The organism is Thalassobacillus hwangdonensis (assembly GCF_042675915.1).
In the GTDB taxonomy this organism is placed as follows: domain Bacteria; phylum Bacillota; class Bacilli; order Bacillales; family Halobacillaceae; genus Thalassobacillus_A; species Thalassobacillus_A hwangdonensis.
Genome location: NZ_JBHTKL010000001.1, coordinates 284840 through 308976, shown reverse-complemented (window position 1 = coordinate 308976; position 24137 = coordinate 284840). Strand labels below are relative to the sequence as shown.

Sequence of the window (24137 nt, the reverse complement as noted above, 5' to 3'; positions counted from 1 at the left end):
AATGTTGAATCAACCGCTAATCGCTACAGCAATCTTAATGGGACTACTGGTGATCGGAGAGATTATTTCGATTGCTACCCGTGCCCGTGTTCCGATGCTGTTAGTTGTATTCCTAGGTTACATGCTTGCATTGTGGACAGGACTTTTTCCAAAAGATATCGTCACTAATTCACCGTTGTCTACATTCGGTTCGCTGGTGATCGCTCCCCTGATTGTCCATATGGGAACATTGATGCCGATGCAGATCATCAGAAAACAGTATAAAGCGGTTGTCATCGCACTGTCCGGCATCCTTATCGCCGGCGTCCTAGTCATCGCCATCGTCACTCCGATCATGGGATACGAAACAGCCGTATCCGGAGTCGGGCCACTGACCGGCGGCATCATTGCATTCCTAATCACATCTGAGAAATTGAAAGCATTGGGTCTTACCTCGCTGGTCGTCATCCCGGCATTAGTATTGGCGCTTCAGAAACTATTGGGATTGCCGCTTGCAACAAACCTGTTAAGAAGGTATGCGACAAAAATGGTCGCCCAGCCTGAGTTTGCAGAATTGGTCCATGAGAGTCATAAAGAAAAGACTACCGAGAAAAAGAAACGATGCCTGATTAAAGAAAAGTATTCCACACCGATCGTGTTGCTGTTCCAATTGATGTTCGGAGGAGCACTTGCAGTCATCCTCGGCGAGTTTACGCCGATCCACTATAGCTTGTGGGCGTTGACGATCGGTATTTTGGGAATGTATTCCGGCTTCTATCAGGAAAACATGATGGTGCGTGCGAATTCTTTCGGCATCGCAATGGCTGGATTGATCTTCGTCATCGTCCCTTCTTTAAATGAAGTGACTTTCCAAAAATTCGTAGAGTATTTGCCAATGGTCTTCCTTATCCTCGGGCTCGGTGCTGTCGGAATCGCTTTAGGTGGATATATTGCTTCTAAATTGCTGAAATGGGATCCGATGCTGGGTATTCCTGTCGCATTGACTGCGTTATTCGGCTTCCCGGGTGACTATATCATCTGTGAAGAAATCAGCCGCTCCACTGGTAAAAATGGTGCGGAAGAAAAATACATCTTCAATCAATTGATGTCACCTCTCCTCATTGGTGGTTTCACCACTGTGACGACTGCTTCGATTGTCGTTGCGAGTATGCTGATGAGTACTCTGTAAATGATAGAGACGCTTGGTCTAAAGCCAAGCGTCTTTTCTTATGAAGCGATGATTTTCACTGCATACTTACGGTTTCGCGGTCCATCAAATTCACAGAAGTAGATCCCCTGCCATGTACCGAGAACCATTTCTCCTTCTGAAATGATGAGGGTCTGGGCATGCCCGACGGTACTTACCTTCAAATGGGAGGCAGTGTTGCCCTCCGCATGTTTATCCTCTAGGTGATCCCATGGGTACACTTCCCTCAAGCGGTTCAGCATGTCCGTTTTTACATCAGGGTCAGCATTTTCGTTGATGGTGATGCCTGCAGTTGTGTGGAGGGAAGATACTACAATGATCCCCTCTTCCACTCCCTGCTCTTTTATATAGGAAGAAACTGATTCAGTAATATCGATCATCTGATCATGACTTTCTGTTTTCACCTCGAAAATCTTCATTATCATCCCACCTTTTTCATTCTATTTCCCACATCCAATCATAAAAAAACAAAAAATGGTGTAATCTATCAGACACTTTGTCCAACCCCCTCTTATATTAGTTTCATATAGTGAAGTAATAAATGAAAGGAGTGATATATTATGGCTGAAATATGTAACGGCTGCGAATGTACACCGTATGAAAATGTCTGCGCGTGTCCTCCGACAGCTGGTATAACGGTAACACAACCTGCTTGTCAGCTGCTTCCTGATGGCAGAACATCCGGAAACCCTTGTTTTGTACCATCACCAACCAATAGGTCTTATTGGTCCTACAAGTTTGCAACGGATACTGCACAAGCTACAAGAGGAATCAGTAGTTTTGTAATTCCTATCTGCTCAGGTATCCATGAAGTGATTACTACTGTCAGAGAAAAGATTGATGGTTGTGGAAGTTTCGAAGTTGTTCCATTCACAATCAGTAATACCGACCCAAACTTCGGTCCTGCACCGGAAGGGTATAACTGGTTGAAAGTAGAAACGGATGGAAGGTTTGATAAAGGAGTTTGTGTAGAATATCAATTGGAAATTGCAGGTAACTACCCGGTTGGCATGGAAGCAATTAAGGTGAAAGCGGCAAACACCACCTACACATTCTCCTGTAACGGATGTTACCTAGTTCCAGAGTGTCCTGAACCTGGTCAGCTCAATGTACTGAAACTTTGTGAAGAGATAATTGAAGACAATATGGCGACCTTCCGTTTTTCCATCGAAGTATTCAATAGTGGGGGCACTCCTGTTGAAAATGTGCAGCTAACGGATACATTGCTTTTCAGTACGAACCTGACCCTCGGGAATATTACGATTAGCGACCCGACACTCACTATAAACCGTACAGTTCCTGGAAGAATCCTTATAACGGGTAACCTCGGCACATTCGATCCTGGAGAAATTCAGATCATCACCTATTCGGTACCAGTTTCTTCTATAAGTGGACCAGGAAGATACATCATTGAAAATACCGCATCAGTGGTCAGTCCTACTTCACAAGCCTCAGATTTTTGTGAGTTGAATTTATCCGTAGTTCAGCTCAGCGCAGACAAATGCTGTATTGTATCAGGGAATCAAATCACTTACAACCTGACATTGACAAATACAAATGGTTCTCCTTCGACAACAGCATCTCTTAATGATACGCTAACCATCCCAGCAGGTCTGACTGTACGGTTCAGTACTTTTTCAAATTGCATAGCTACCTTCCAAAACAATTCAGAACCCGTTCCATTGAACGAAAATATCGTTGGACCAAGAGTCATTGATATTGAATGCAATGAGTTGATTGTTCCAGAAAGCGGATCTGCACATCGTACAATCCAACTCAGCGTCGTTTCATCCACTGTCCTGAATGCTACCATTTCCAATACTTTAAGAAGCGTTCAACTGAACACAGGTGACACGCAAGTGAATCTTAGCATTTTGAATGTACCGATTACAGTAGAAAATAGCTACACTGCTTCAATATCCTGTACAAATCCTTGTCCTAGTTTACAGGCGAGTAATAACGAGTAAAAAAAAAGACTGAAATGCAAGTAGGCATTTCAGTCTTTTTTACATAAATAGAAGTGACGCGACCTCTCCGTGAGTGAGAAGCCGCGCCACTTCGGCACATTGTCTTGATGATTCCGATTGGGCTCGAACCAACGACCTCCACCCTGTCAAGGTGGCGCTCTCCCAGCTGAGCTACGGAATCATATGTAATTTTCGTAAGACAAGTAATAATATAATACGATTTCAAAGGAATGTCAATGGAATATGAAAGATTTATTAAAATTTCGTAAAAAAAGCTTCGTGCCCGCCACTACCACTTTCTACCATGATCAACCTATTTAATTTTTTCGACAATTTTATGTTAAACTGAACCTATTATGTTTGAAAAATTTTCTTGCAGGGAATTGGCTAGGATAGCTCCCTGTCCATCCAGGAGGTGCTCATCATGGGAAGAGACGGAACTATGGAAGAACATAAGATCGACAGTTCGTACTTAAATGAAGAAATGGTTTTGAAGATTTATAAGCCGGAGAACTTTTCTACCCTATATAAATACCACATCTGCATCATGCAGGATGGCAACGATTATTACCAGATGGGAAGAGTCGCTACACTCAGTGACAAGCTTCATTCGGATCAGAGCATTGAAAATACGATATTTGTTGGTATCCATTATAAGGACAAGCATGATCGAAGAGATAAGTATCATCCGGAAGGCAGCAGACAACAGGAATATATCAAATTCCTCGTAAATGAAGCAGCTCCTTACCTTGACGACGAATTGCCAGGGTATCATATGGGAAGTGGAAGAACATTGATGGGGGATTCCCTCGGAGGAACTGTTTCCCTCATGACTGCTTTGAAGTTTCCGAACATCTTCGGGAACGTGGTCATGCAATCCCCTTATATTGATGAAACTGTTATGGACTTGGTCAAAGACACCAATGATTTATCTCCTTTGACCATCTACCATACGATCGGCGATCAGGAAACCGATGTAGAAACGACAGCAGGCGAGCGAAAGGACTTCCTGACCCCGAACAGAGAACTCAGAAATTACTTGAACAAGAAGCCATTGACGTACTTCTTTCACGAGCTGGAGGGCGATCACACATGGAAGTACTGGCAGAACGACATGAAACGTGTATTGACGACAATGTTCGGGACATAAAGACGATGTAAATGCACATCGGATTTGATATAATAGATACATCCACTTATACGAACAATTGCAGAAATATACGTACTATCGTATGTGATAGGAGAAAGATGATCAGGAGGGTTATATATGAAGTATGGTATCGCAATCTTTCCATCTAAAAAAATGCAGGATGTAGCCAATTCCTACCGTAAGCGCTATGATCCACATTATGCACTGATTCCACCACACATCACTTTGAAAGAAGCGTTCGAAGCAGAAGAAGAAGAAATGGCAGACATCGTAGGCGAATTGAAACAAATCGCCAAAGATACGAAACCGTTCGATATCCGGATTGAGAAGGTCAGCTCTTTCACCCCGGTAACCAACACGATTTATTTGAAAGTGGAACCAGATGAAGAAATCTTCAATCTCAATGAAAAACTCCACTCCGGCAATCTGCCGGACAATAAAGAGTATGCCTACGTACCTCACATCACGATTGCACAGAAGCTTTCGTATGATGAGTATTCCGATGTTTACGGCAGCTTGAGCATGTTGAAGTTCGATATCACCGAAAAAGTCGACCGCTTCCAGTTGCTTTATCAATTGGAGAACGGGTCCTGGACTGTACATGAAACCTTCGTTTTAGGTGAGGGATAAACGTTGAAGGTACAAATCGTCGAATCTGATAATCAACTGAAGGATGCTTTTACAGTTAGAAAAAAAGTGTTCATCGAAGAACAGCAAGTGCCGGCAGACTTGGAAATGGATGAACATGATCATACCACTGCCACTCATTTCATCGGATATGATGATGAGCTTCCTATAGCTGCCGGCAGACTTCGCATCTTAGATGAATATGGAAAACTGGAACGTATTTGTGTTTTGAGGGATTTAAGGGGTAAATCCTACGGGAAACAAATGATTGAGCAAATGGAACACCATTTGAAATCCAATGGAGTATCGAAGGCGAAGCTAAATGCCCAGACACACGCACTCAAGTTTTACCGTTCACTTGGTTATGAACAGGTCTCGGAAGAGTTCATGGATGCCGGTATCCCCCACGTTACGATGGTTAAAAGCTTATAAGAAGGAACAACCTGAAAGTGCCTGTGCGCTTTCAGGTTTTTTTGTATATTTGCTATTTTTCCTGTCCACAATGGTAACAGATTAGCAAAGGGAATGTGATCATTGATGGATTATATAGATATACTTAAAGAGACCCTTTTTGGATTTATTGCACTATTTTTTCTTACAAAGGTACTTGGCAAGTCTCAAATCACGCAAATCACTGCATTCGATTTTATCGCTGCACTTGTGCTCGGGGAATTGGTAGGGAATGCACTATTCGATCCAGAGGTTGGAGTTCTCCAAATTGGCTACGCCGTGTTGTTGTGGGGAGTCCTTATTTATGTAACCGAAATCATTACTGAGAAATTCAAAAAGACACGTGCCATCCTGGAAGGTAAACCATCGATCGTCATTCATAACGGGAAAATCATCAAGCAGCAATTGAAGAAAAGTAAACTCGACATTAACCAACTGCAGCATTTATTACGTTCTAAAGAGGTTTTTTCATTTCAGGAAGTGGCATTTGCCATACTTGAAACAGATGGAACTGTCTCCGTTTTGAAAAATTCATTGAATCAGACGCCCTCAAAAGGTGATTTCAATATGCCTGCAGCAAGCGTGCCTTTACCTACCTTGTTGATTAGTGATGGTGAAGTCCTATGGGATAACCTGAAAGAGGCTGGTCTGGATAAACGTTGGCTGATGGACCAATTGCATAGGCAGGAAATTGAGAAATACAAGGAAGTGCTCGTAGCAGAATATAAGAAAGGAGAAGCATTGTATGTCCAGACATACTAAGCTTCTCCTTTTCTTTCAATAAACATCCATTTGTTATTTTCGATTCGATGAACGATTTTTTCTCGCTTGATCAATCCAATGATATAAGCGGTCACTGCTGTCCGGTATAAAAGCCAAGGGGCCAGTTTAGTAGTAGTAACCTTATAGATTCCACAAAGCTGCTCTACAATACTTTCATGACTAATCCCTTCAGGATATGCCTTAATCAGCTGGAAAAGTTCCTCGAGGACCTTTTCGTGGTAGTCTATATTTTTTTCAACAGTTACCAAGAACTGTTGCTCATATTCTCCATGACCGGGTACTGCTCCATCACAGGGAATCTCTCTTAGTTTAATAAGCGATTGTATAGCCGCTTCTGCGTCTGTGATATATGGAATTTTATGTTTCTCCAATTGTTCTTCACTAAAATAGGCATCAGCAGCAAACAGGCATCCATAAAGGTTCAATGCCAATTGATGATAACTATGTCCAGGTACCAAATAGGCTTGCAATTCGATTTCCCCGAACATATACGAACCTTCCGTGATTTCATGGTGGACCTCTATCGGTTTTCCTTCAAGGAATTTATTGTGCAGTTCAGGTAGTGGATCGTTACCTCCGAAAAGATAAAGAGGCTCGAGTCCAGGATTGTTAAGAATGGCACGCTCAAATTGAGGAGCAATCGTTTCTACTCCGAATTTTTTCTGCAAATACGCTGCCCCTCCATAGTGATCGGCATGGGCATGGGTAATAAACAGATGCGTGATCGGCAACTTTCTGGTCTCAAGCTCTCTGACGACTTTCTTGATGGATGAGTCATCGATTCCTGCATCGATGATCATTCCCGTATTCCCAACGTGCACATACCCGACATTCACAGCTGTTGAATAATAGTAACAATGTTCATTTATTGACTGCAACGTCATGATTGGAATCATTCCTTCCATCTATGCTATTAGATGGATTCGCTGAAATGCCGTCCTTTTCCTGTTAGTTCTGCGAAGATTTTTTCAGATGTGGCAGCATTTGCGCTTGCAGGAAGGTGGATGCTTTTTTCATCATCTTTTCTATACTTTTCGTGATCTACATCTTTATCAATCATTTTCTTGTCGAAGGTCACTTTGTAGGGTTGCTGTAATGTATACGGTGATTCGGGGGTCTGGATGGTGCGCTGATGATAATCACGATATTGAAAATGTGGAACTGGAAGAATATAGCCCATGGTTTCTCCTCCTCATTCATCACTTAGTAATCTCTTACCCTATTTGTAATAGAATCATACGTAAGTACGCGGAGGTTTAAGAGGGTCACTCGAAAAATTTTCCTATTCTTTCCGATTTCCCTTCCATATACTTTTCCAGCTTTGTCATTTGATCATTAACCATTGTTTCAAAGGAAGTCATGGTCGGCTCGAGTTTCTTCATTGCTTGCAGGTTTTCTTCGTCATTGCGTATAGCCTGTTCCACCCGATGGATAGTCCGGAACATCTCAAAAATATTCATCGACGTTTTTTCCCACAGCCGCAGCCTTTCTTCTTCTTCGGCTGCTCTGGTTTTTTCTTCTGTTGATGATTCATCTTTGGATCACATCCTTTTACAATAGCTTATTCGCTATCAACCTTGACTGTGTGGTTCATCTATCCACCCAAACACGAATAATTGCAGCAGTACCACTGATCGCCAGCAACAGGATGATCCACTCAAAATAAGGGATGAATAACCACCCTGCTAAAAGAATTGCAGTGGACCATATTCCTGTGCACCAATGACAGCTTAACAATTCGCCGATGAATGCTCTCAGTCCTGTCCCTTTCACTTCAAGCAGCCACTCTGTTTCCCCGTTTTCATCTTTGGCTTCAACATAATGATGGAATGGGCTCCGAAACCAGTCCATGATCGTATCATCTACCAACAGTCGGGTGAGTCTGAAGCTTGCAAAGCTGAACATGACCAATTCCAACCATGAAATTCCCATAGGTTACCTCCGTGTATGTATTCCCTTATCCTATATTGGATAAGGGTTGAAGCGACTTAGAACCAGGAGAAGCCTTTACGTTCACGGTCGCTTGATTCTCTTTCTCCTCTTCTACGATCGGAACTTTCCTCTTCAACACGATCCCGCTTCGGTCGACCGAAAAACGGATCTACTCGTTCACGACTGCTGCTGCTTTCTTCCTGCTGCTCATGATGATGGCGTCTGCGGTCACGGTCACGGCCACGTTCTTCCCCACGACCTCTTCGGTCATGGTGATCTTCTCTCCCATGATCGTGTCGGTCCCGCGGTTCAATGAATACGTTGTCGGCTTTGATGATCAAGTCTTCCACTTCAAATACACGCTTTCTATCTGACACTTCATTCATCTCCTTTTTCGTGCCTATAGTCGTTATCAGTCTATGTACGTTCCTTGAATCGGTATAGTCATCCGCCCTTTTTTCATCTTTACATTAAAGAAAAATCTGTATGTATGCCCACACCAACAGTTGCTCCGCTCATATCCTATTAAAGACAACACGTCAATAATCACTGGAAAGGGGATAAATTATGAGCTGCGGAAAACATTATGACACAGAAAACTGTGTATGTGATATTTTAAGAGAAATCGCAGACGCGCAGGATGATGTCGTATCTTCTGATTGTCACACCAGCTGTGAGCAATCCATCAATGATTTGTTGGGAGATACAGTGGCCAACAATAAAGATACGGTGCCAGTACTCCTATACTGCAAAGGCAACTGCAAACCTTTCGAAGGTTTCGGTGCCAAAAAAGGAGCAATCAATGACATCATGGGCAGCTTCTACTTCCGTGTGAAGCACGTTGACAAAGATTGCTGTGCTACACTGGAGTTGCTTAGAGACCCTAATGACAACGACAAAGATCCAGACAGCCCAGTCAAACAGTTCACGGGCAACCTGAAACGAACTGGCATCTGCATTTCTGTCGACCTTGACTGCTTCTGCCATGTCACTTGCCTGCCTGCAATCGATGCAACCACAATGGCTTAACAAGCGAAGTCGCGCCTTTAAGGACGCGACTTCTTTCTTTTTTAAAATCCTAATAGACGTATTTCCTTTATCTGCTCGAACTCCACTTCTTCACGGAACGGACGCTTGAATGTCTTGATGATGACTTTACCTTCTTCATAATCACTGATATATCCTCTGAATGAAGTTTCCTCTGTAATCACCTCACATCTCATTTTCGGTACCTGCTGTGGCAAATGAACGAAATAATTCACTTTTTCCTCGATTGACATATCGCGAAAACGCTGACGACGGACTTGCGCACCTCTTGCAATTTTCTTTTCTTCCTCAGGTTCTGATTTTGCCTGAGGGGCTTCTTCTTGCTGGTCATACCTTTCTGCTTCTGTTTCAGTTGCTGCTTTCGGTTCCGCCTCTACCCTTCCGGCTTCCTGGTCTGCCTTCTCATTCCTTTTACGCCCATGATAGGTGGATTGCATAGGAGCATCTATGGGGTCAAATTTCGGCTGTGCAATATACAGCATCGGGTCCTTCACACGTTGTTTTTGCTTATCCATAGTCATCCATCCACTCCTCCCTGTTATTTTCATCATTCTATGTATATGCCCATCCCTGGGCGAATGTGCCACTTTATTCATATAAAAAGGCTGCTTCCTTTGAAGGAAGCAGCCTTTACTCATCTCTTTAATTAAAATCCTATAATGCTGAAGCCGGAGTCCACGTGGATGATCTCACCCGTTACACCTCGTGACAGATCACTCATCAAGTAGTAAGCGGTGTCGCCCACTTCTTCCTGTGTTACTGGACGGCGAAGTGGAGCTCTTTCTTCGATTTCTTTAAGAATTTTGTTGAAATCGCCGACACCTTTGGCAGATAAGGTACGAATCGGTCCAGCAGAAATTGCATTGACACGAATGTTGTACTTACCAAGGTCACTGGCCAGGTAACGCATGCTGGCATCAAGGCTTGCTTTTGCTACACCCATGACGTTGTAATTTTCAACGACTTTTTCGCCACCAAGGTACGTCAGTGTAACGATACTGCCTCCGTCTGTCATCAACGGCTTGGCTGCTTTTGCAACAGCAGTAAGAGAATAGGCACTGATGTTGTGGGCAGTAAGGAAACCTTCGCGGGACGCATTCATATATTCGCCTTTCAACTCTTCTTTGTTTGCAAATGCGATACAGTGAGCAAGCCCGTGAATGACACCTACATCATTTTTGATTGCGGTAAATGTCTGATCAATTGCATCATCATTCGTAACATCACATTCATAGAACAAAGAATTGTGTTCTTCCAATGAAGAATCTACAAGATCCTTGACCGACTTTTCGAACCGTTCGCTTGCATAGGTGAAAATAAGTCTCGCACCAGCATCATGCAGTGAGCGGGCAATGCCCCATGCAATACTGCGCTTGTTTGCTACTCCCATGATTACATACGTACGGCCTTCCAAAGAAAATTTCATTTTCATATCCTCCTTGAGGTTTTATCATAAGTATTAAGATTTGTTATTAGTACCTGCTACTATTTTAGACTATATCATCTTAAATTACAATTATAAGAATGGACGAATTCGAATCGATTTATTCATAAACAAATGCCCCTCCACCTTTTTAAAGGCGCAGGGGCTCTGATTTAACACCATTCACAAAATTCCAATTCCATCTTCAGTTCTTCCACATATTCGTTAGATCCTGTAACAATCAGGCGATCATTCAATTGAAGTTCAGTATCCCCATGTGGAACAATCGAATCTTTACCACGGAAAATACGAACCATGATCACATCCCCTGTGAACGGGAATTCCCTTAGTGAAGTTCCGTTGTACTCCGAGTTGTTCATGTTGATCTGATACAATGCATTCTCCTGATTGGTAAGGATATTGACGACGCTCGGTGCAACAATCATTGCTTTAAGCAGGGCTTTTGTGGATAGCAGGACGGAGAAGACGTCCACACCCACTTCCCTTAACTCCTGATCGAGTTCCGGCGACTCGATTCTTGCAATGACTCGTTCTACCCCATGCTCTTTTGCAAATTTCGCTATTTCAGCGTTCTTCTGTTCATCTCCTGTGGAAGCTACCAGTATATCGACTTTAAAGACATCCAATGTCTTCATCGCTTCAACGTCATAGCTGTCCAATTCTTTGATATCAAAACAGGAACGACTGATTTTATCATCAATTTTATCGACTTTCGTATGGTAGAGATGTGTTTCATACATTTGTACATCCAATTCCCGTACGACTGGAAGCGTCATCCGGTTAGAGCCGATGAATGAAACCACCTGCTTATGCTCTTCATCTTCAAATTTACCGTACAACTTCTTGAAGATGATCGGTGCAACCAGACAGGTAAGCACTGCCACGAGAATCAATGCACCTTCCATCTGCTTATCGATCAGTCCTTCACGTTCTCCGATCGTTGCAGCTGCAATGACTAAGGATAATGTTGAGGTCAATAGGAAACCTGAACTGATGACGGTCTTCCAGTCATACCACTTCTTCAGCATGAGCGCTGGTATTATCTTAGATACGAGCAATGCAACAAATAAGAGTGGAATCAACAGCGCGACCTTCGGATCCGTGAACAAGCTCCATATATCAATGTCCACGCCAACCATGACGAAGAAGATCGGGATCAGAAACCCATAACCGAAGCTGTCCAGACGCTTGACCATCTCCTGATTCGGAGAAAGCAGGGATACCAATGTACCTGCAAGGAATGCCCCAAGGATATTTTCCGCACCGACAGTTTCTGAGAGTGCTACTAGCAGGATGATAAGTGTGAAAACAGCTCTCGTGTCGATCTGGATGGTACCTTTCGCCATCGTTTCCATGAACGATTGGTGCCGGAAGTGCTTACCTAGGAAGTAGATCCCTACACCAGCAGCAAACAGGATGAGAAGCAGCCAAGTACTTCCCCCACCTTCGCCATAGAACGATACAAAGACCGCCAATAAAATCATCGTAACAAGGTCAGCAATGACTGCAATCAGAAGAATCGTCTGACCTATTGTCGATTTCATCATTTGTGCGTCCTTCAACGTTGGAACGACAACGCCTAGTGATATGGTTGAAATGACAAGCGTCATTAAGAATGCATTATCGATGAAGCCTGCAAATACAAATAGATAGGATAATCCCAGGGATAATACAAAAATGCCTACAAATACGATGGAGGCAACATATACTGGGTTAGGGGAAGCTGCATTTTCCGCTTTCTTCGCCTTTTTCCTGCGTCCGAAAATGGAAAAGTCAATTTCCAAACCGCTCAGGAACATCAGAAAAATGAACCCAAGGGTCGACAGAATCTCTAACCAATCACTGCTTTCTACAATGTCGAAACCACTTTTACCAATGATCAGACCGACAATGATTTCTGCTACTACAACCGGAATTGCTTTCAATTTGAATCGATGCAGTAGAATGGGTGTAATGAATGCTGCCAATATTACTATAACTAATGAGGTGACCGAAGCGCCGTGCTCCATTCACTCGCCCTCCTTATGTGTCTAGATTAAAAGATTCATGAAAGCGGTAGCCATTCCGAAGTAGATCAGAATGGAAATGATGTCATTTATGGTGGTGATGAATGGACCTGACGCTACTGCCGGGTCGATCTTGAATCGGTCCATGACCAATGGCACCAGCGAGCCCGCCAATGTAGCAACAATTAATGTACATGCAATCGACAAACCAACGAGCATGCCGAGAAAGAAGTCACCCTTCCAGAAATAAACGATACCACTAATGATGATTCCACAGGAAATCCCAGTGATCAGCCCTGTAAGCCCTTCACGAAGTACGATCCGTTTCTTGCCCTGTTTTTCAATCTCTCCAGTAGCGATTCCTCGTACTGCAACCGCCAGTGCCTGTGTACCAGTGTTACCGGCCATTCCCGCTATCAACGGAATGAATATAGCCAATACCGGTACAACGTCGAGCGTATCTTCAAACCTTCCGATCAGACTGGCTGTCAGGCTTCCTAAAAATAAAAGTATGATCAGCCACGGTAACCGTTTTTTTGCTGAAGTGAACGCATTATCATCGGGCTTCTCCACATCGGATACCCCGGCTAATTTAGAATAGTCATCGCTTGCTTCTTCTTCCATGACATCCATGATATCATCGACCGTGATGATTCCAAGAAGGTGTCCCTGGAAATCGACAACTGGTAATGCAAGAAAGTCATAGTCCCGCATCATACGCGCAATTTCTTCCTGGTCTTCCCCTACAGCGACCGATACAAGACGTTCACTCATCACTTCGGAAATCATCCAGTCTTCCTCGGCAATGATAAGATCACGAAGGGAAATGACCCCTACGAGGCGTTTTTCCTCATCAATTACATACGTATAATAGATGGTTTCTGCATCAGGTGCTTCTTTCCTTAAGTGCTGCATCGCTTCCCTTACCGTCTGGTTAGCCTTTACAACGACGAATTCCGTCGTCATGATACTACCAGCTGTTTTTTCCTCATAATGAAGCAGGTCTTTGATCTCTGATGCATCTTCATCATCCATGATGGTAAGGAAGCTGGCTACTTTGTTCTTATCCAACTCGTTCAGGATATCGACGGCATCATCCGTTGACATCTCTGCGAACACCTGAGATGCGAACCTTGGATCCATTTCGGTGAAATAGGGTTCGATTTCATCTATGTCAATATGCTCCATCACTTCTGATGTTTCTTCAGGGGATAAATAGGAATAAACCAACAGACGATCATCTTCCTCCATATGCTCGAAGATGCTTGCCTGATCATATGGGTGCAGATCAAGGAATTCAGCTCTGAACTGATCGATCTGTTCATTTTTCAATGCTGCCTGCAAATGATCCCAGACTTCTCTGAGTTCTTTTTCCTCCAGGTTCTCCATGTTCATCCCCTCCTGATCTCAATAAAATTATGACCGTTATATCGTAATTGCACTCCTGGTGTTTGTCAACGAAAGAAGTAATTTTGAAATATCCGCCGCTTGTCCCTTAAAAAACGACAATGTTTGGTGTAAACTAACAATTATATGTAGTTTACCAGATTGATTTACAGAAAGGGAACAAACATGAATGCAAAACGCACAGAACCATCATTGGATTATATATTAATATTGGTGATTGCCTGTCTTGGGATCATCAGCTTTTTCACCCTTTATACACTTGACCCTATTTTGCCACCTCATCTTGACGCTATGAATTTCCATTTCAAACAGTTGGTATGGTATGTGATTGGAAGCATGGTGGTAGTTGGGGTTCTTTTAGTGGACTATGACCGTCTACATAGCATCGTGTGGATTTTTTATGGGTTTGGAGTACTGATGCTTGTCATGCTGGCTATGCATTTCCCACCTGGTATCGCCAAGGAAATAAACGGAGCATGGGGCTGGTTCCAGATTCCTGGAATCGGTACACTGCAGCCAGCAGAATTCATGAAGGTCTTCCTGATCCTTGCATTGGCTCATATTATCGTACGTCACCAGGAAAAATGGAAGCTACAGACGATCAAAACGGATCTTTGGCTGTTAGCGAAAATATTTGTCACGGCAATCGTACCGATGATGCTGATCGCTATCCAGCCGGATTTGGGCTCATTTCTAGTATTGTCCGCAATTACTGGTGCGATGATTTTAGTTGCCGGTGTCCAGTGGAGGATTCTATTTACGATTTTCCTATCCTTCCTGCTGGTGGTAGGAGTTCTGGTCTTTTTATTTTACATCAATGCAACAGCGATCACTTCCTTTTTGGAAGAATCAATTTTCAAGCATGTCGATTCTCGCTTTTACGGCTGGCTACAGCCTGAGAAATACGATCAGGGTGCAGGGATGCAATTATTGAATGCAATGAAATCGATCGGCTCCGGACAGTTATATGGTAAAGGCATCGGAAATATGGAAGTCTATATTCCAGAAAGACAAACTGACATGATTTTCACAGCGGTTGCAGAACAGTTCGGATTTTTCGGTTCCAGCATCGTTGTAACACTCTTTTTCCTAATGACCTACCGGATGGTCCATATTGCAATGGACAGCAATGACCCGTTCGGCACTTACATTATTGTAGGAGTAATCGGGATGATTACTTTCCAGGTCTTCCAGAACATCGGAATGTCCATCCAATTACTTCCAATAACTGGACTGCCCCTGCCATTCATCAGCTATGGGGGAAGTTCGACACTTGCGTATATGATTGCCTTGGGAATTGTGCTCAATATTAAATCGAGAACGAAGACATATATGTTTGAATGAATGGGAAAATAACAATAGAAATAAAGGTGAAGGTGGATGGACCATAATTGTCTTTCCACCTTTTATCGTATTGGAGGAAGCACATGTGAAGCAGGTTGACATTATCGGAGATGTGCACGGTTGTCTCCACGAATTGAAGGAATTATTCACACAACTGGAATACCACTGGGAGGACGGGATTCCCGTCCATCCAGATGGACGATTACCAATATTTCTAGGTGATATCACTGATCGTGGTCCTGCCTCAATCAAAACGATTCACTTCGTGTACCGAATGGTGGTCGAAAAGAAGGTGGCAGAGTATGTGCCGGGAAATCATTGCGACAAACTGTACCGGTTCTTTTTAGGGAACCCCGTCAAGGAAAAGCATGGATTGGAAACGACTGCAGCAGAATGGCGGGCGTTGCCAAAGGAAGAACAAGTACAAGTGAGAGAGCAGTTCTTGAAGCTCGTTGAAGCGTCCTCCCTCTATCTCGTCCTACCTGAAGCAGATGCAATCATCGCGCATGCGGGGATCAACGAAAAATTGATCGGAAATTACGGTAAACAAGCAAAAACATTCGTCCTTTACGGTGATATCACAGGAGAAACCCTTCCGGATGGACGACCCGTCAGAAGAGATTGGGCACAGCACTACACAGGAGATCGCTGGATCGTTTACGGGCACACACCAGTCCTTGAACCCAGGTTTGTAAATAAAACTGTCAATATCGATACAGGGTGTGTATTCGGAAATAAACTGACTGCATTCCGCTTGCCTGAAGAAGAAATTGTCAGCGTTCCCTCAGAACAAGCATTTATCGAGGAAAAATTCAGATGGTAATCATCAATGAATAAAAAGGGAGGAACCTTAAAAGTCCCTCCCCTTTCCTTATGATGAATATTGCTTGATGATCTCTTCGGGAAAAGGATGGCGGAAAATAAGCTCCTCATCTGTAAACGGGTGAGGAAGTGACAGTTCTACACAATGCAATGCATGTCTGCTAAGCGCATTGCCTTTAGCCCCATAGAGATCATCGCCTGCCAAGGGATGGCCAAGCGAGGACATGTGCACTCTAATTTGGTGGGTCCTGCCCGTTTTCAGTTCCAGCTCCACTAAGGAATAACCGCTATATTCTTTAATAACCTGGTACGCTGTAATTGCATTTTTTCCGGACCCGCTCACTTCCCGTTCAATGATAGATCCCGGTTTCCTCGCAATCGGCTTTTGGATCTTGTCCACTTTTTTGGTCAAGTGTCCTTCCACGATTGCCTGGTATTTTCGTTTGATTATTCTCTGCTGTTGGAGCCCGCTCAGCAACGAGTGGCTGTACTGATGTTTTGCAATCAGCATCAAGCCCGATGTATCCCGATCAAGTCTTGTTACGACATGGAAGGTGAAAGGCAGCTGCTCTTTGTCATAATGGCCGATGACCCTGTTGGCGATCGTTCCTTCCGGATGTTGCGCAGAGGGTGACGTTGCCACACCCGCCGGTTTGTTGAGAATTAAAAGATGATCATCTTCATAAAGGATATCCAGTTTCGTATCATCAGCCACCATTCGATCGCCACGGGCTTCTGGCGGAAATTGTATAGTAAGCTCATCACCTGTCTTCAATTCAGCCCGCACATTCACATGTATACCATTTAAGAGAATCCCATTTGAACTTTTGACCTGTTTTAGTATCTGACGAGAAAATGCCCGCACGGAATGTAAGTAATCCCGTACGAGCATTCCATGATGGTTCTTTTCTATCTTCCACGAAAGTGTGAACTCCTTCATGTGCGTTCATCCGCCACAAAGGAATCATGCACCCTTTTCCAAAATGGAAACGGACGAAAGCGTGCAAATCGGACTTTTTCTTTCGCCACACGACATTGGATCGATTTTACATCTTTGTATGTCCTTGTAATGTGATCGATGGTAATCAAGAAGCTGCGATCATTCAATGGCTTCAGCAAGCACGTATGATGGCTCGGAAGTACCAATGGCGACCCTACGGTACGGAACACACGATTGTTGATTGATGCCATCTCTGTGATTTGAATCGCTTCAAGCGACGGATGAAGAATCGCTCCTCCTAATGCCTTATTATAGGCTGTACTCCCGGAAGGAGTCGAAATACATAAGCCGTCACCTCGGAATGTCTCGAAGTGTTCTCCTTTGATTTGTACATCGAAAACCACAGATCCTTCCGAAGTTTTGATCGTACACTCATTCAAAGCGAGGAAATGGCTTTCTTTACCACCATCTTTCGGCCTGATCGTCACTTCCAGTAACGGGTACTCCACCACCTGGAAAGGAGTGCGTGCAATTTCGATGATCAGTTTCTCCAATTCACTCGGCATCCAGTCTGCATAGAAACCTAAATGACCAGTATGAATACCGATGAAGGCGGTTTTCTCCAGTCTATGGACATACGTATGGAAAGCTTCTAAGAGCGTACCGTCGCCACCAACGGAAATGACCAGTTCCGGTTCTTCTTCCGTGTATTCCAGTCCAAACTCAGACAGGTAGTTTTTGATTTTGGTCCGTATTTCATTTGATTTATTGTCACCTTTCGATAAGATGGCAAATTTCATCATCGACATCCTGCTCCTTCATGCACTTGGATAACGTTTTTTATCATTTTCATCATCTTTACGATTGAACACCTTCTGTGCTTCCTGGATTTCGTTTTTGATTTTGGACATTTCCTCATCCAGACGGAAGGCTGCCTCACCGGCTCGTTTTAATCTAGCTTTGACATCTGCCGGAATTTTACCAGCATATTTATAATTGAGTGAATGCTCATTTGTCGCCCAGAAATTCATCGCCAATGTACGGATTTGAATTTCAGCGAGTACTTTTTTCTCACCATGGATGGTTTCGACCGGATATCTGATGATTACATGATAAGACCGATAGCCGCTATCTTTCTTGTCCGAAACATAATCCTTCTCTTCTACGATTTCGAAATCGTGTCGGTGCTTCAGCATGTCTGCAACGAAATAGATATCATCTACGAATTGGCAAACGACGCGAAGCCCTGCAATATCCTGAAGCTCTTCCTCCAGATCTTCCGGATTGATTCCTTTTCTTCTCGCTTTTTCTACAATGCTTGAAGTAGGCTTTACCCTGCCTGTCACGAACTCAATCGGTGATTGCTCTAATTCGTATTCAAATTGGGCGCGCATCCCTTTTAATTTAACTTTCAATTCATCAACAACCTGGTTATAAGGGGCTAGAAAAACTTCCCAATTCACCCTTCATGCACCACCTTTATGTACCGATAAGTATAGCAAATATGTGAAATTACGTTACATCCATTGTATCATAAAAGGTACAAGGACATAATCTTTGCAAACTTTCCCGCTTTTCCTCATAATAATTGCAGTGAACAGGAGGAACAAGTATGTCACAAGAAATTGAAATCGAATTTAAAAATTTACTCGTAAAAGAAGAATATGAACGACTGTTGACGGCCTTACCATTTGAACAAGTGGAACAGGTCCGCCAAGTGAATCATTATTTCGAAACCGCTGATTTCCAATTAAAAAAGCGTGGAGCTGCATTGCGGATTCGTGAAAAGAACGGCTCTTACACGTTGACCTTGAAAGAGCCGCACCCGGATGGTCTATTGGAGACACACTCTCCCCTTACTAATGAAGATGCAGAAAAATGGATGACGGGGCTGGAACAAGTCGGAAACGATGTGCTGGCACGTCTCCATTCCATGGACATAGATGTAAAGGAACTCAACTATGCAGGAGCACTTACAACAGTACGCAAGGAACTGGAATTGGACGAAGTACTCGTTGTCCTGGATTACAGCACATACCATGGTACAGAAGATTTCGAACTCGAACTGGAGGCTTCTGAAAGATCCGTCGGAGAGAAAGCATTTCACAAGCTCCTGACTGAGCACGAGATTCCAGAACGAGAGACCCCGAATAAAATACAGCGATTTTTCAGTAAAAAGCCTTGAATCAGATTATTTGCCGAAAAAATGGACCGTTGCTAAAATGAGTATCAAGCAGAAAGGGTTTTGATTATGGAATATTCAGGAACGATGTATGAAGCTATTGGTGGTCGAGATACAGTAGAAGTTTTGGTAGACGCCTTCTATCAACACGTAGGGAAGCACCCTGCCCTGATTCCGATCTTCCCTTCCGACTTAACGGAAACCGCAAGGAAACAAAAACAATTCCTGACTCAATTTTTCGGAGGACCAGCGTTATACACGGAAGAGCATGGTCACCCTATGCTTCGTGCCCGGCATCTTCCTTTCGAAATAACTCCAACAAGAAAAGATGCATGGCTTTCCTGTATGGAGAAAGCTTTGGATGAAGCAGCGATTGATGAACCCTACCGCAGTGCAATACTTGAGCGATTGACAATGACTGCACAGCATATGATGAATACACCGGAGAAGGAGAAAGGAGAATCGATGTGAGTTGGAAAACTACTGGAGCATCAAATGAACAGAATAGTGCCCAGTATGGTTTTTTCGATCTATTGAAAAGACCCGTAGAAATTTACGTGTTCATAGATCCCCTCTGTCCCGAATGCTGGTCATTGGAACCATTCCTGAAAAAGCTCACCATCGAATATGGACGCTTTTTCACCATCCGGCCAATAATCAGCGGCAAATTCGCTTCTTTTAAGAACAAAAAAGTAGATAACCCTCAACAGATGAAAAAGAGCTGGGAGCGGACTGCTACAAGGACAGGGATGAGTTGTGACGGAGATCTATGGCTGGAAAATCCGGTCAATAAGCCTTCGATCACTGCCCTTGCTGTAAAGGCAGCAGAACTTCAGGGTAAAAAAGCTGGTGTCCGTTTCTTAAGGAAAACGCAGGAATATGTATTCCTGAATAAACAGAACATCGCTGACGAACATGTGCTGATTGATTGTGCTAAGGAAGCATTGCTGGATGTAGAAGAATTCAAGAAGGACCTCAATTCTGATACCGCCAGACGCGCTTTACAATGCGATATGAAGCTGACTAGGGAAATGGATGTGGACACAATTCCAACGATTGTATTGTTTAATCAATCCGAGGAAGAAGCAGGTATTAAAATGACCGGCATATATGGGTACGACGTCTATGTCAACGTGCTGAAGGAAATGATCGAAAAAGATCCTAAACCCGCAAAGAAGCCCGAATTGGAAGCTTTTATGAAACACTATCGTTTCGTTGCAACAAAAGAAGTTGCTGTCGTCTATGACTGGACTGAACAGCAGGCGAAAAAAGAACTGAAGAAGCTGGTATTGAAACAAACCGTCAAAGAAGTTCCTGTAAAGCACGGAACCTTCTGGCAATTCGTTGATTGATCAGTTTTCATATCTTTATTTACAGAGTGTCTCAAAATGGTGGACGAAGTCCGGTATTTTGAGACACTCTTTTCAATTCGTTCATTAGTTCTATGAAGATGGGATAAGCATAAAATATAGCAAGGAGCTGATAGAGATGAAACCATTAGTGATCATCATGATGGGGCTGCTGATCGCTATTGCTTTCCTATTGAATATATTTGGCCTGATGCGGCTCTATCCTCTTTATTTTACTTCACCATTGTTGTTCTTCCTTTTATTCACTACAATCAAAGCCCTTCTCCATCGTCGGCGTTTCAAAGGTTTTCAGTAAGTGATCCTAAAAGCATATTGAAAAGGAAACCCCGAACCAACCATTCAGAGTTGTTCGGGGTTTCCTTATTCAGCAATGTTCATAACCAAGTGCATTCATTTATTTCAATAAAGCTTCCATTTCATTGAGTTTCTCCTCAAATACATCGAGCGCTGCCAGGATCGGCTGCTTGGAAGTCATATCCACACCAGCCTGTTTCAGGACTTCGATTGGATAATCACTGCTTCCAGCTTTCAGGAATTTCTTATAACGGTCGACAGCCGTCTCTCCTTCTTCTAGAATCTGTGACGCAAGTGCAGTTGCAGCCGAATAACCGGTAGCATACTGATAAACATAGTAATTGTAGTAGAAATGAGGGATTCGAGCCCACTCAAGACCGATTTCCTCATCGATGACGATGTCATCTCCAAAGTATTTCTTGTTCAAGTCGTAATACATTTCGGTCAGCTTATCCGCTGTCAACGGTTCTCCATTCTGCTGGCGCACATGAATTTCGTGTTCAAATTCAGCGAACATCGTCTGCCGGAAGACCGTACCGCGGAACCCTTCTAGGAAATGATTCAATAGATAGAGTTTCTTCTTCTCATCTTCCGTTTCCTTCAGAAGGTAATCATTCAATAACGCCTCGTTACAAGTAGACGCTACTTCTGCGACGAAGATCGAATAGTTCCCATAACGGTACGGCTGTTCTTCACGCGTGTAATAACTATGCAGCGAATGACCAAGCTCGTGGGCTAAAGTGAACAGGTTATTGACGTTATCCTGCCAATTCATGAGAATATAAGGATTCGTACCATAATGACCAGAGGAATAGGCACCGCTTCGTTTTCCTTTGTTTTCATCGACATCAATCCAGCGGTTTTCATATCCTTCAGCAACAATACTCGTATATTCCTCTCCTAATGGTTCGAGACCTTTGAGCACAAGGTCTTTCGCTTCGTCATAGGAGACTTTCATTTCCACATCTTTTACGAGTGGTGTGTAAAGGTCATACATGTGCAGCTCATCAAGTCCAAGCACTTTCTTCCTTAATGAAATATAACGATGAAGCAGAGGGAGTCGCTCATTGACTGCTTCCACAAGGTTGTCATAGACCGTTTCAGGGATATTGTTGTTATTCAACGCTGCCTCCCTTGCAGATGAATAATTCCTCACTTTGGCAAAGTAATTATCCTTTTTGACATTCCCGCTCAATGTGGATGAGAAGGTGTTCTTGTACTTACCAAACGTCTCATACATCGCTTTGAATGCCTGCTCCCGGACCTCTCGATTCTTTGATTCCATAAAGCTGATATATCGTCCATGAGTCAGTTCAACATCGTTACCCTCATCATCTTTGATTTCAGGGAACGTCAAGTCCGCATTATTCAGCATGCCGAAAGTCTGCGAAGGATTAGAAGCGACTTCAGAAAATCCTGCCAAGAGCGCTTCTTCTTTTTCACTGAGCACATGTGCTTTTTGTCTGGTGATTTCATTCAAAGCATGACGGTAAACTTCAAGTTCCTGCTTCTCATCAATAAAGCGGTCGACCTTACCTTCTTCCAATGAAAGAATTTCAGGCACGACAAAGCTCATACCGGAAGCAAGCTCTGTGTACAGATTCTCAGCTTTCGAATTCATTTCCTGATAAAATGAATTTCCTGTGTCCTGATCAGAACGCATGTGGGCATATGTAAAAAGCTTACCCATACGGTTGGAAATTTCATCCTGGTAGACAAGCATGTCATAAAGAATATCAGCTGACTCCCCAAGCTTCCCTTTATATTCTTCCAGCTGTGGAATCATTGCCTTCACTTCTTCAAATTCTTTTTTCCAGTCTTCATCTGTTGCAAAAATATTTTCCAGCTTCCATGTCCGTTCTTTAGGAAGTTCTTCACGCTTTGGTAACTGCTTTGTTGCTGTAGCCATATCGTTACTCCTCCTTTAAAAAATGCATTCTTCATTTATTTCTTTAGTAAAGCGAAATTTCCTTCCTAGCTTATGAATTTTTTTCAAAACTAAACCTTCCTTTTGCCTGTGATAATTGATGGAAGGTCTGCCGATCCTGGCTGAGTGCTTCATCAACCGTGGCTGGAAGCTTGATATGCCGGATTTTTCGATACTGAAGGGAATTAGTCATTTCAATCAATCCGAGGTCAACAAGTCGGTCCATATAGGCCGTCCATGGGTCCTGATCGGATTCAATTAATGGAAAAGAAAACTGTTTGAGAGGCAGGCGCAAGGAGATTCGCGAGTGAAGCGGTGCATCCAGCAAAGAGCGAAGAAGAATTCTACTCTGCCAGAACCACGGTGGATCGGAAGAGAGGATTTGGTGAGGAGTAGGTAAATAGCAGATGGATGGTAAGAGAGAAGGGTGCATACCTTTACGGTACAATTCATTCCTCCAGGCCAATTCCGCTTTTGTAGGGTGACGTACAGGCGTTGTCCTGACCTTTTTCACATAATTCGCCCAATGAGTATAGAAGGTCCGTCTATTTAATGGGATAGGGCCGAAAAGCTGCGGAAAAGTAAGGTTGGGTAATTTCGACGAATGGATCGAAGTGAAAAATGATTTTTTTCCCTTAGGGATCATGTTCTTGCATACGAGGAAATGTCCGGAGTCAGCACAGAAGAAAAACATACGAAGATCATGTGGGAAGGAGTGGATGAAGGACTGCTGAAACGTATTGAGACGGATGGTATTCGTGCTCATGCGATTGAAATGGTTGCCTCCTAGTATCCAAAATGGGTAGATGCCGATACTTTTGAAAGCGGAAGTACGTTTCTCCATTTCCTCCAAAGGAATTGTTGCACATTGATATTCAAGCGCCATGATTTTACCATGGAATTCGAATAACAGATCCGGTCGCTGGCTGATTTGTTCAATATAAGGTTCGAGTTTTACATGGAACCCTAACCTGCATAGCCAGTGGTACAGTTGTAATTTGCCACTTTCATGATAGGCACCTTCTCCACCATTCGCATTAGCGAGACAATTTGTTTTTGCAAAATGGGAAAAGTGAGGAATTACCTTTTTACCTGCACGAACCAGAACTTTCTCTTTACAAACTGGACAATAGTAATTCTCGTTTTGTTTCAATTGCCTTATTTCTTCCTTAGTGTTATGGATCAATGAACAGGAACGTCCATTGCGGTCCAAAGCTGAAAGCAATATATTACCTCCTTTCTCCCTTTGTTATTTCGTC

At 43.3% G+C, this 24137-nt stretch carries 28 protein-coding genes and 1 tRNA gene; 13 read left to right on the top strand and 16 right to left on the bottom strand.

The window, feature by feature from the left end; all coding sequences use genetic code 11:
• Position 1: 1 nt before the first annotated feature.
• Positions 2-1168: a hypothetical protein gene (locus ACFQ2J_RS01680; RefSeq protein WP_386055992.1), complete on the top strand. Its 1167-nt coding sequence runs from the start codon at positions 2-4 to the stop codon at positions 1166-1168.
• Between the two features lie 38 nt (positions 1169-1206).
• On the opposite strand, the gene ACFQ2J_RS01675 is transcribed toward ACFQ2J_RS01680, so the two are convergent.
• Positions 1207-1608, bottom strand: a complete 402-nt coding sequence (locus ACFQ2J_RS01675; RefSeq protein ID WP_386058295.1) for a secondary thiamine-phosphate synthase enzyme YjbQ — start codon at positions 1606-1608, stop codon at positions 1207-1209.
• A gap of 138 nt (positions 1609-1746) precedes the next feature.
• On the opposite strand from ACFQ2J_RS01675, the gene ACFQ2J_RS01670 reads away from it, so the two are divergent.
• On the top strand, positions 1747-3153 hold the full coding sequence (locus ACFQ2J_RS01670) for a hypothetical protein (protein ID WP_386055990.1): 1407 nt from the start codon (positions 1747-1749) through the stop codon (positions 3151-3153).
• 108 nt (positions 3154-3261) lie between these two features.
• Here ACFQ2J_RS01670 and ACFQ2J_RS01665 read toward each other — a convergent pair.
• Positions 3262-3334: transfer RNA gene (locus tag ACFQ2J_RS01665), tRNA-Val, on the bottom strand.
• Between the two features lie 243 nt (positions 3335-3577).
• Between ACFQ2J_RS01665 and ACFQ2J_RS01660 the strand changes: the two genes are divergently transcribed.
• The 4 genes from ACFQ2J_RS01660 to ACFQ2J_RS01645 all read left to right on the top strand — a co-directional run bounded on the left by ACFQ2J_RS01660 (position 3578) and on the right by ACFQ2J_RS01645 (position 6142).
• On the top strand, positions 3578-4303 hold the full coding sequence (locus ACFQ2J_RS01660; RefSeq protein ID WP_386055988.1) for an alpha/beta hydrolase: 726 nt from the start codon (positions 3578-3580) through the stop codon (positions 4301-4303).
• Positions 4304-4420: 117 nt separating this feature from the next.
• Entirely contained in the window at positions 4421-4933 is a 513-nt protein-coding gene (locus ACFQ2J_RS01655) for a YjcG family protein (protein ID WP_386055986.1), read from the top strand.
• A 3-nt stretch (positions 4934-4936) separates the two neighbouring features.
• Positions 4937-5362 (top strand): GNAT family N-acetyltransferase, encoded by a 426-nt coding sequence (locus tag ACFQ2J_RS01650; protein WP_386055984.1) that lies wholly within the window; start codon positions 4937-4939, stop codon positions 5360-5362.
• Positions 5363-5467: 105 nt separating this feature from the next.
• A complete protein-coding gene (locus ACFQ2J_RS01645; RefSeq protein ID WP_386055982.1) occupies positions 5468-6142 on the top strand; it encodes a DUF421 domain-containing protein in 675 nt (224 codons plus the stop codon).
• On the opposite strand, the gene ACFQ2J_RS01640 is transcribed toward ACFQ2J_RS01645, so the two are convergent.
• From ACFQ2J_RS01640 to ACFQ2J_RS01620, 5 genes are all read right to left on the bottom strand, one after another.
• A complete protein-coding gene (locus ACFQ2J_RS01640) occupies positions 6139-7059 on the bottom strand; it encodes an MBL fold metallo-hydrolase (RefSeq protein WP_386055980.1) in 921 nt (306 codons plus the stop codon). The genes ACFQ2J_RS01645 and ACFQ2J_RS01640 overlap by 4 nt on opposite strands.
• Positions 7060-7076: 17 nt before the next feature.
• Positions 7077-7343: a hypothetical protein gene (locus ACFQ2J_RS01635; RefSeq protein ID WP_386055978.1), complete on the bottom strand. Its 267-nt coding sequence runs from the start codon at positions 7341-7343 to the stop codon at positions 7077-7079.
• Between the two features lie 85 nt (positions 7344-7428).
• Positions 7429-7623 (bottom strand): hypothetical protein, encoded by a 195-nt coding sequence (locus tag ACFQ2J_RS01630; protein WP_386055976.1) that lies wholly within the window; start codon positions 7621-7623, stop codon positions 7429-7431.
• 130 nt (positions 7624-7753) lie between these two features.
• Positions 7754-8095, bottom strand: a complete 342-nt coding sequence (locus ACFQ2J_RS01625; RefSeq protein ID WP_386055974.1) for a DUF1360 domain-containing protein — start codon at positions 8093-8095, stop codon at positions 7754-7756.
• A gap of 56 nt (positions 8096-8151) precedes the next feature.
• The gene (locus ACFQ2J_RS01620) at positions 8152-8472 is read right to left on the bottom strand and encodes a hypothetical protein (protein WP_386055972.1); all 321 of its coding nucleotides are present in this window, start codon (positions 8470-8472) and stop codon (positions 8152-8154) included.
• Positions 8473-8662: 190 nt separating this feature from the next.
• Between ACFQ2J_RS01620 and ACFQ2J_RS01615 the strand changes: the two genes are divergently transcribed.
• Positions 8663-9124 carry a CotY/CotZ family spore coat protein gene (locus ACFQ2J_RS01615; RefSeq protein WP_386055970.1) on the top strand — a complete coding sequence of 154 codons (462 nt, stop codon included), beginning with the start codon at positions 8663-8665 and terminating at the stop codon, positions 9122-9124.
• A gap of 41 nt (positions 9125-9165) precedes the next feature.
• Here ACFQ2J_RS01615 and ACFQ2J_RS01610 read toward each other — a convergent pair whose 3' ends face one another.
• From ACFQ2J_RS01610 to mgtE, 4 genes are all read right to left on the bottom strand, one after another.
• Complete coding sequence (locus ACFQ2J_RS01610) at positions 9166-9663, bottom strand: CotO family spore coat protein (RefSeq protein WP_386055968.1); 498 nt, start codon at positions 9661-9663, stop codon at positions 9166-9168.
• Between the two features lie 125 nt (positions 9664-9788).
• On the bottom strand, positions 9789-10568 hold the full coding sequence (fabI, locus tag ACFQ2J_RS01605; RefSeq protein ID WP_386055966.1) for an enoyl-ACP reductase FabI: 780 nt from the start codon (positions 10566-10568) through the stop codon (positions 9789-9791).
• A 170-nt stretch (positions 10569-10738) separates the two neighbouring features.
• On the bottom strand, positions 10739-12595 hold the full coding sequence (locus ACFQ2J_RS01600) for a monovalent cation:proton antiporter family protein (protein WP_386055964.1): 1857 nt from the start codon (positions 12593-12595) through the stop codon (positions 10739-10741).
• A 21-nt stretch (positions 12596-12616) separates the two neighbouring features.
• Positions 12617-13981, bottom strand: coding sequence for a magnesium transporter (mgtE, locus tag ACFQ2J_RS01595; protein ID WP_386055962.1), 1365 nt, complete (start codon positions 13979-13981; stop codon positions 12617-12619).
• 183 nt (positions 13982-14164) lie between these two features.
• Between mgtE and ACFQ2J_RS01590 the strand changes: the two genes are divergently transcribed.
• Together ACFQ2J_RS01590 and prpE are read left to right on the top strand one after the other, a co-directional pair.
• Positions 14165-15343, top strand: a complete 1179-nt coding sequence (locus ACFQ2J_RS01590) for an FtsW/RodA/SpoVE family cell cycle protein (RefSeq protein ID WP_386055960.1) — start codon at positions 14165-14167, stop codon at positions 15341-15343.
• A gap of 85 nt (positions 15344-15428) precedes the next feature.
• Positions 15429-16166, top strand: coding sequence for a bis(5'-nucleosyl)-tetraphosphatase PrpE (prpE, locus tag ACFQ2J_RS01585; RefSeq protein WP_386055958.1), 738 nt, complete (start codon positions 15429-15431; stop codon positions 16164-16166).
• 48 nt (positions 16167-16214) lie between these two features.
• Here prpE and ACFQ2J_RS01580 read toward each other — a convergent pair whose 3' ends face one another.
• The 3 genes from ACFQ2J_RS01580 to ACFQ2J_RS01570 are packed head-to-tail and all read right to left on the bottom strand — an operon-like array spanning position 16215 to position 18568.
• Positions 16215-17105, bottom strand: coding sequence for an RluA family pseudouridine synthase (locus ACFQ2J_RS01580; protein WP_386055956.1), 891 nt, complete (start codon positions 17103-17105; stop codon positions 16215-16217).
• The gene (locus tag ACFQ2J_RS01575) at positions 17102-17905 is read right to left on the bottom strand and encodes an NAD kinase (protein WP_386058293.1); all 804 of its coding nucleotides are present in this window, start codon (positions 17903-17905) and stop codon (positions 17102-17104) included. The genes ACFQ2J_RS01580 and ACFQ2J_RS01575 overlap by 4 nt, the downstream gene beginning before the upstream one ends.
• Before the next feature lie 18 nt (positions 17906-17923).
• Complete coding sequence (locus ACFQ2J_RS01570; RefSeq protein ID WP_386055954.1) at positions 17924-18568, bottom strand: GTP pyrophosphokinase; 645 nt, start codon at positions 18566-18568, stop codon at positions 17924-17926.
• A 149-nt stretch (positions 18569-18717) separates the two neighbouring features.
• Here ACFQ2J_RS01570 and ACFQ2J_RS01565 point away from each other — a divergent pair, with 149 nt between their 5' ends.
• The 4 genes from ACFQ2J_RS01565 (at position 18718) to ACFQ2J_RS01550 (ending at position 20952) form a co-directional block, all read left to right on the top strand.
• Complete coding sequence (locus tag ACFQ2J_RS01565; protein WP_386055952.1) at positions 18718-19290, top strand: CYTH domain-containing protein; 573 nt, start codon at positions 18718-18720, stop codon at positions 19288-19290.
• A gap of 66 nt (positions 19291-19356) precedes the next feature.
• Positions 19357-19758 (top strand): globin domain-containing protein, encoded by a 402-nt coding sequence (locus ACFQ2J_RS01560; RefSeq protein WP_386055950.1) that lies wholly within the window; start codon positions 19357-19359, stop codon positions 19756-19758.
• The gene (locus ACFQ2J_RS01555; RefSeq protein WP_386055948.1) at positions 19755-20639 is read left to right on the top strand and encodes a ClpXP adapter SpxH family protein; all 885 of its coding nucleotides are present in this window, start codon (positions 19755-19757) and stop codon (positions 20637-20639) included. The genes ACFQ2J_RS01560 and ACFQ2J_RS01555 overlap by 4 nt, the downstream gene beginning before the upstream one ends.
• A 136-nt stretch (positions 20640-20775) precedes the next feature.
• On the top strand, positions 20776-20952 hold the full coding sequence (locus ACFQ2J_RS01550) for a hypothetical protein (protein WP_386055946.1): 177 nt from the start codon (positions 20776-20778) through the stop codon (positions 20950-20952).
• A 99-nt stretch (positions 20953-21051) separates the two neighbouring features.
• Here the strand turns inward: ACFQ2J_RS01550 and pepF are convergent, their stop codons facing one another.
• Together pepF and ACFQ2J_RS01540 are read right to left on the bottom strand one after the other, a co-directional pair.
• Positions 21052-22860, bottom strand: coding sequence for an oligoendopeptidase F (pepF, locus tag ACFQ2J_RS01545; RefSeq protein WP_386055944.1), 1809 nt, complete (start codon positions 22858-22860; stop codon positions 21052-21054).
• Between the two features lie 70 nt (positions 22861-22930).
• Complete coding sequence (locus ACFQ2J_RS01540; protein WP_386055942.1) at positions 22931-24103, bottom strand: competence protein CoiA; 1173 nt, start codon at positions 24101-24103, stop codon at positions 22931-22933.
• Positions 24104-24137 lie beyond the last annotated feature (34 nt).

What these genes read in the sequence shown, in the direction of transcription:
- ACFQ2J_RS01680 (WP_386055992.1), top strand. Translation starts at nt 2, where the DNA reads ATGTTGAATCAACCGCTAATCGCTACAGCAATCTTAATGGGACTACTG.
- ACFQ2J_RS01670 (WP_386055990.1), top strand. Translation starts at nt 1,747, where the DNA reads ATGGCTGAAATATGTAACGGCTGCGAATGTACACCGTATGAAAATGTC.
- ACFQ2J_RS01660 (WP_386055988.1), top strand. Translation starts at nt 3,578, where the DNA reads ATGGGAAGAGACGGAACTATGGAAGAACATAAGATCGACAGTTCGTAC.
- ACFQ2J_RS01655 (WP_386055986.1), top strand. Translation starts at nt 4,421, where the DNA reads ATGAAGTATGGTATCGCAATCTTTCCATCTAAAAAAATGCAGGATGTA.
- ACFQ2J_RS01645 (WP_386055982.1), top strand. Translation starts at nt 5,468, where the DNA reads ATGGATTATATAGATATACTTAAAGAGACCCTTTTTGGATTTATTGCA.
- ACFQ2J_RS01640 (WP_386055980.1), bottom strand. Translation starts at nt 7,059, where the DNA reads ATGATTCCAATCATGACGTTGCAGTCAATAAATGAACATTGTTACTAT.
- ACFQ2J_RS01635 (WP_386055978.1), bottom strand. Translation starts at nt 7,343, where the DNA reads ATGGGCTATATTCTTCCAGTTCCACATTTTCAATATCGTGATTATCAT.
- ACFQ2J_RS01630 (WP_386055976.1), bottom strand. Translation starts at nt 7,623, where the DNA reads ATGAATATTTTTGAGATGTTCCGGACTATCCATCGGGTGGAACAGGCT.
- ACFQ2J_RS01625 (WP_386055974.1), bottom strand. Translation starts at nt 8,095, where the DNA reads ATGGGAATTTCATGGTTGGAATTGGTCATGTTCAGCTTTGCAAGCTTC.
- ACFQ2J_RS01615 (WP_386055970.1), top strand. Translation starts at nt 8,663, where the DNA reads ATGAGCTGCGGAAAACATTATGACACAGAAAACTGTGTATGTGATATT.
- ACFQ2J_RS01610 (WP_386055968.1), bottom strand. Translation starts at nt 9,663, where the DNA reads ATGACTATGGATAAGCAAAAACAACGTGTGAAGGACCCGATGCTGTAT.
- fabI (WP_386055966.1), bottom strand. Translation starts at nt 10,568, where the DNA reads ATGAAATTTTCTTTGGAAGGCCGTACGTATGTAATCATGGGAGTAGCA.
- ACFQ2J_RS01600 (WP_386055964.1), bottom strand. Translation starts at nt 12,595, where the DNA reads ATGGAGCACGGCGCTTCGGTCACCTCATTAGTTATAGTAATATTGGCA.
- mgtE (WP_386055962.1), bottom strand. Translation starts at nt 13,981, where the DNA reads ATGGAGAACCTGGAGGAAAAAGAACTCAGAGAAGTCTGGGATCATTTG.
- ACFQ2J_RS01590 (WP_386055960.1), top strand. Translation starts at nt 14,165, where the DNA reads ATGAATGCAAAACGCACAGAACCATCATTGGATTATATATTAATATTG.
- ACFQ2J_RS01580 (WP_386055956.1), bottom strand. Translation starts at nt 17,105, where the DNA reads ATGAAGGAGTTCACACTTTCGTGGAAGATAGAAAAGAACCATCATGGA.
- ACFQ2J_RS01575 (WP_386058293.1), bottom strand. Translation starts at nt 17,905, where the DNA reads ATGAAATTTGCCATCTTATCGAAAGGTGACAATAAATCAAATGAAATA.
- ACFQ2J_RS01565 (WP_386055952.1), top strand. Translation starts at nt 18,718, where the DNA reads ATGTCACAAGAAATTGAAATCGAATTTAAAAATTTACTCGTAAAAGAA.
- ACFQ2J_RS01560 (WP_386055950.1), top strand. Translation starts at nt 19,357, where the DNA reads ATGGAATATTCAGGAACGATGTATGAAGCTATTGGTGGTCGAGATACA.
- ACFQ2J_RS01550 (WP_386055946.1), top strand. Translation starts at nt 20,776, where the DNA reads ATGAAACCATTAGTGATCATCATGATGGGGCTGCTGATCGCTATTGCT.
- pepF (WP_386055944.1), bottom strand. Translation starts at nt 22,860, where the DNA reads ATGGCTACAGCAACAAAGCAGTTACCAAAGCGTGAAGAACTTCCTAAA.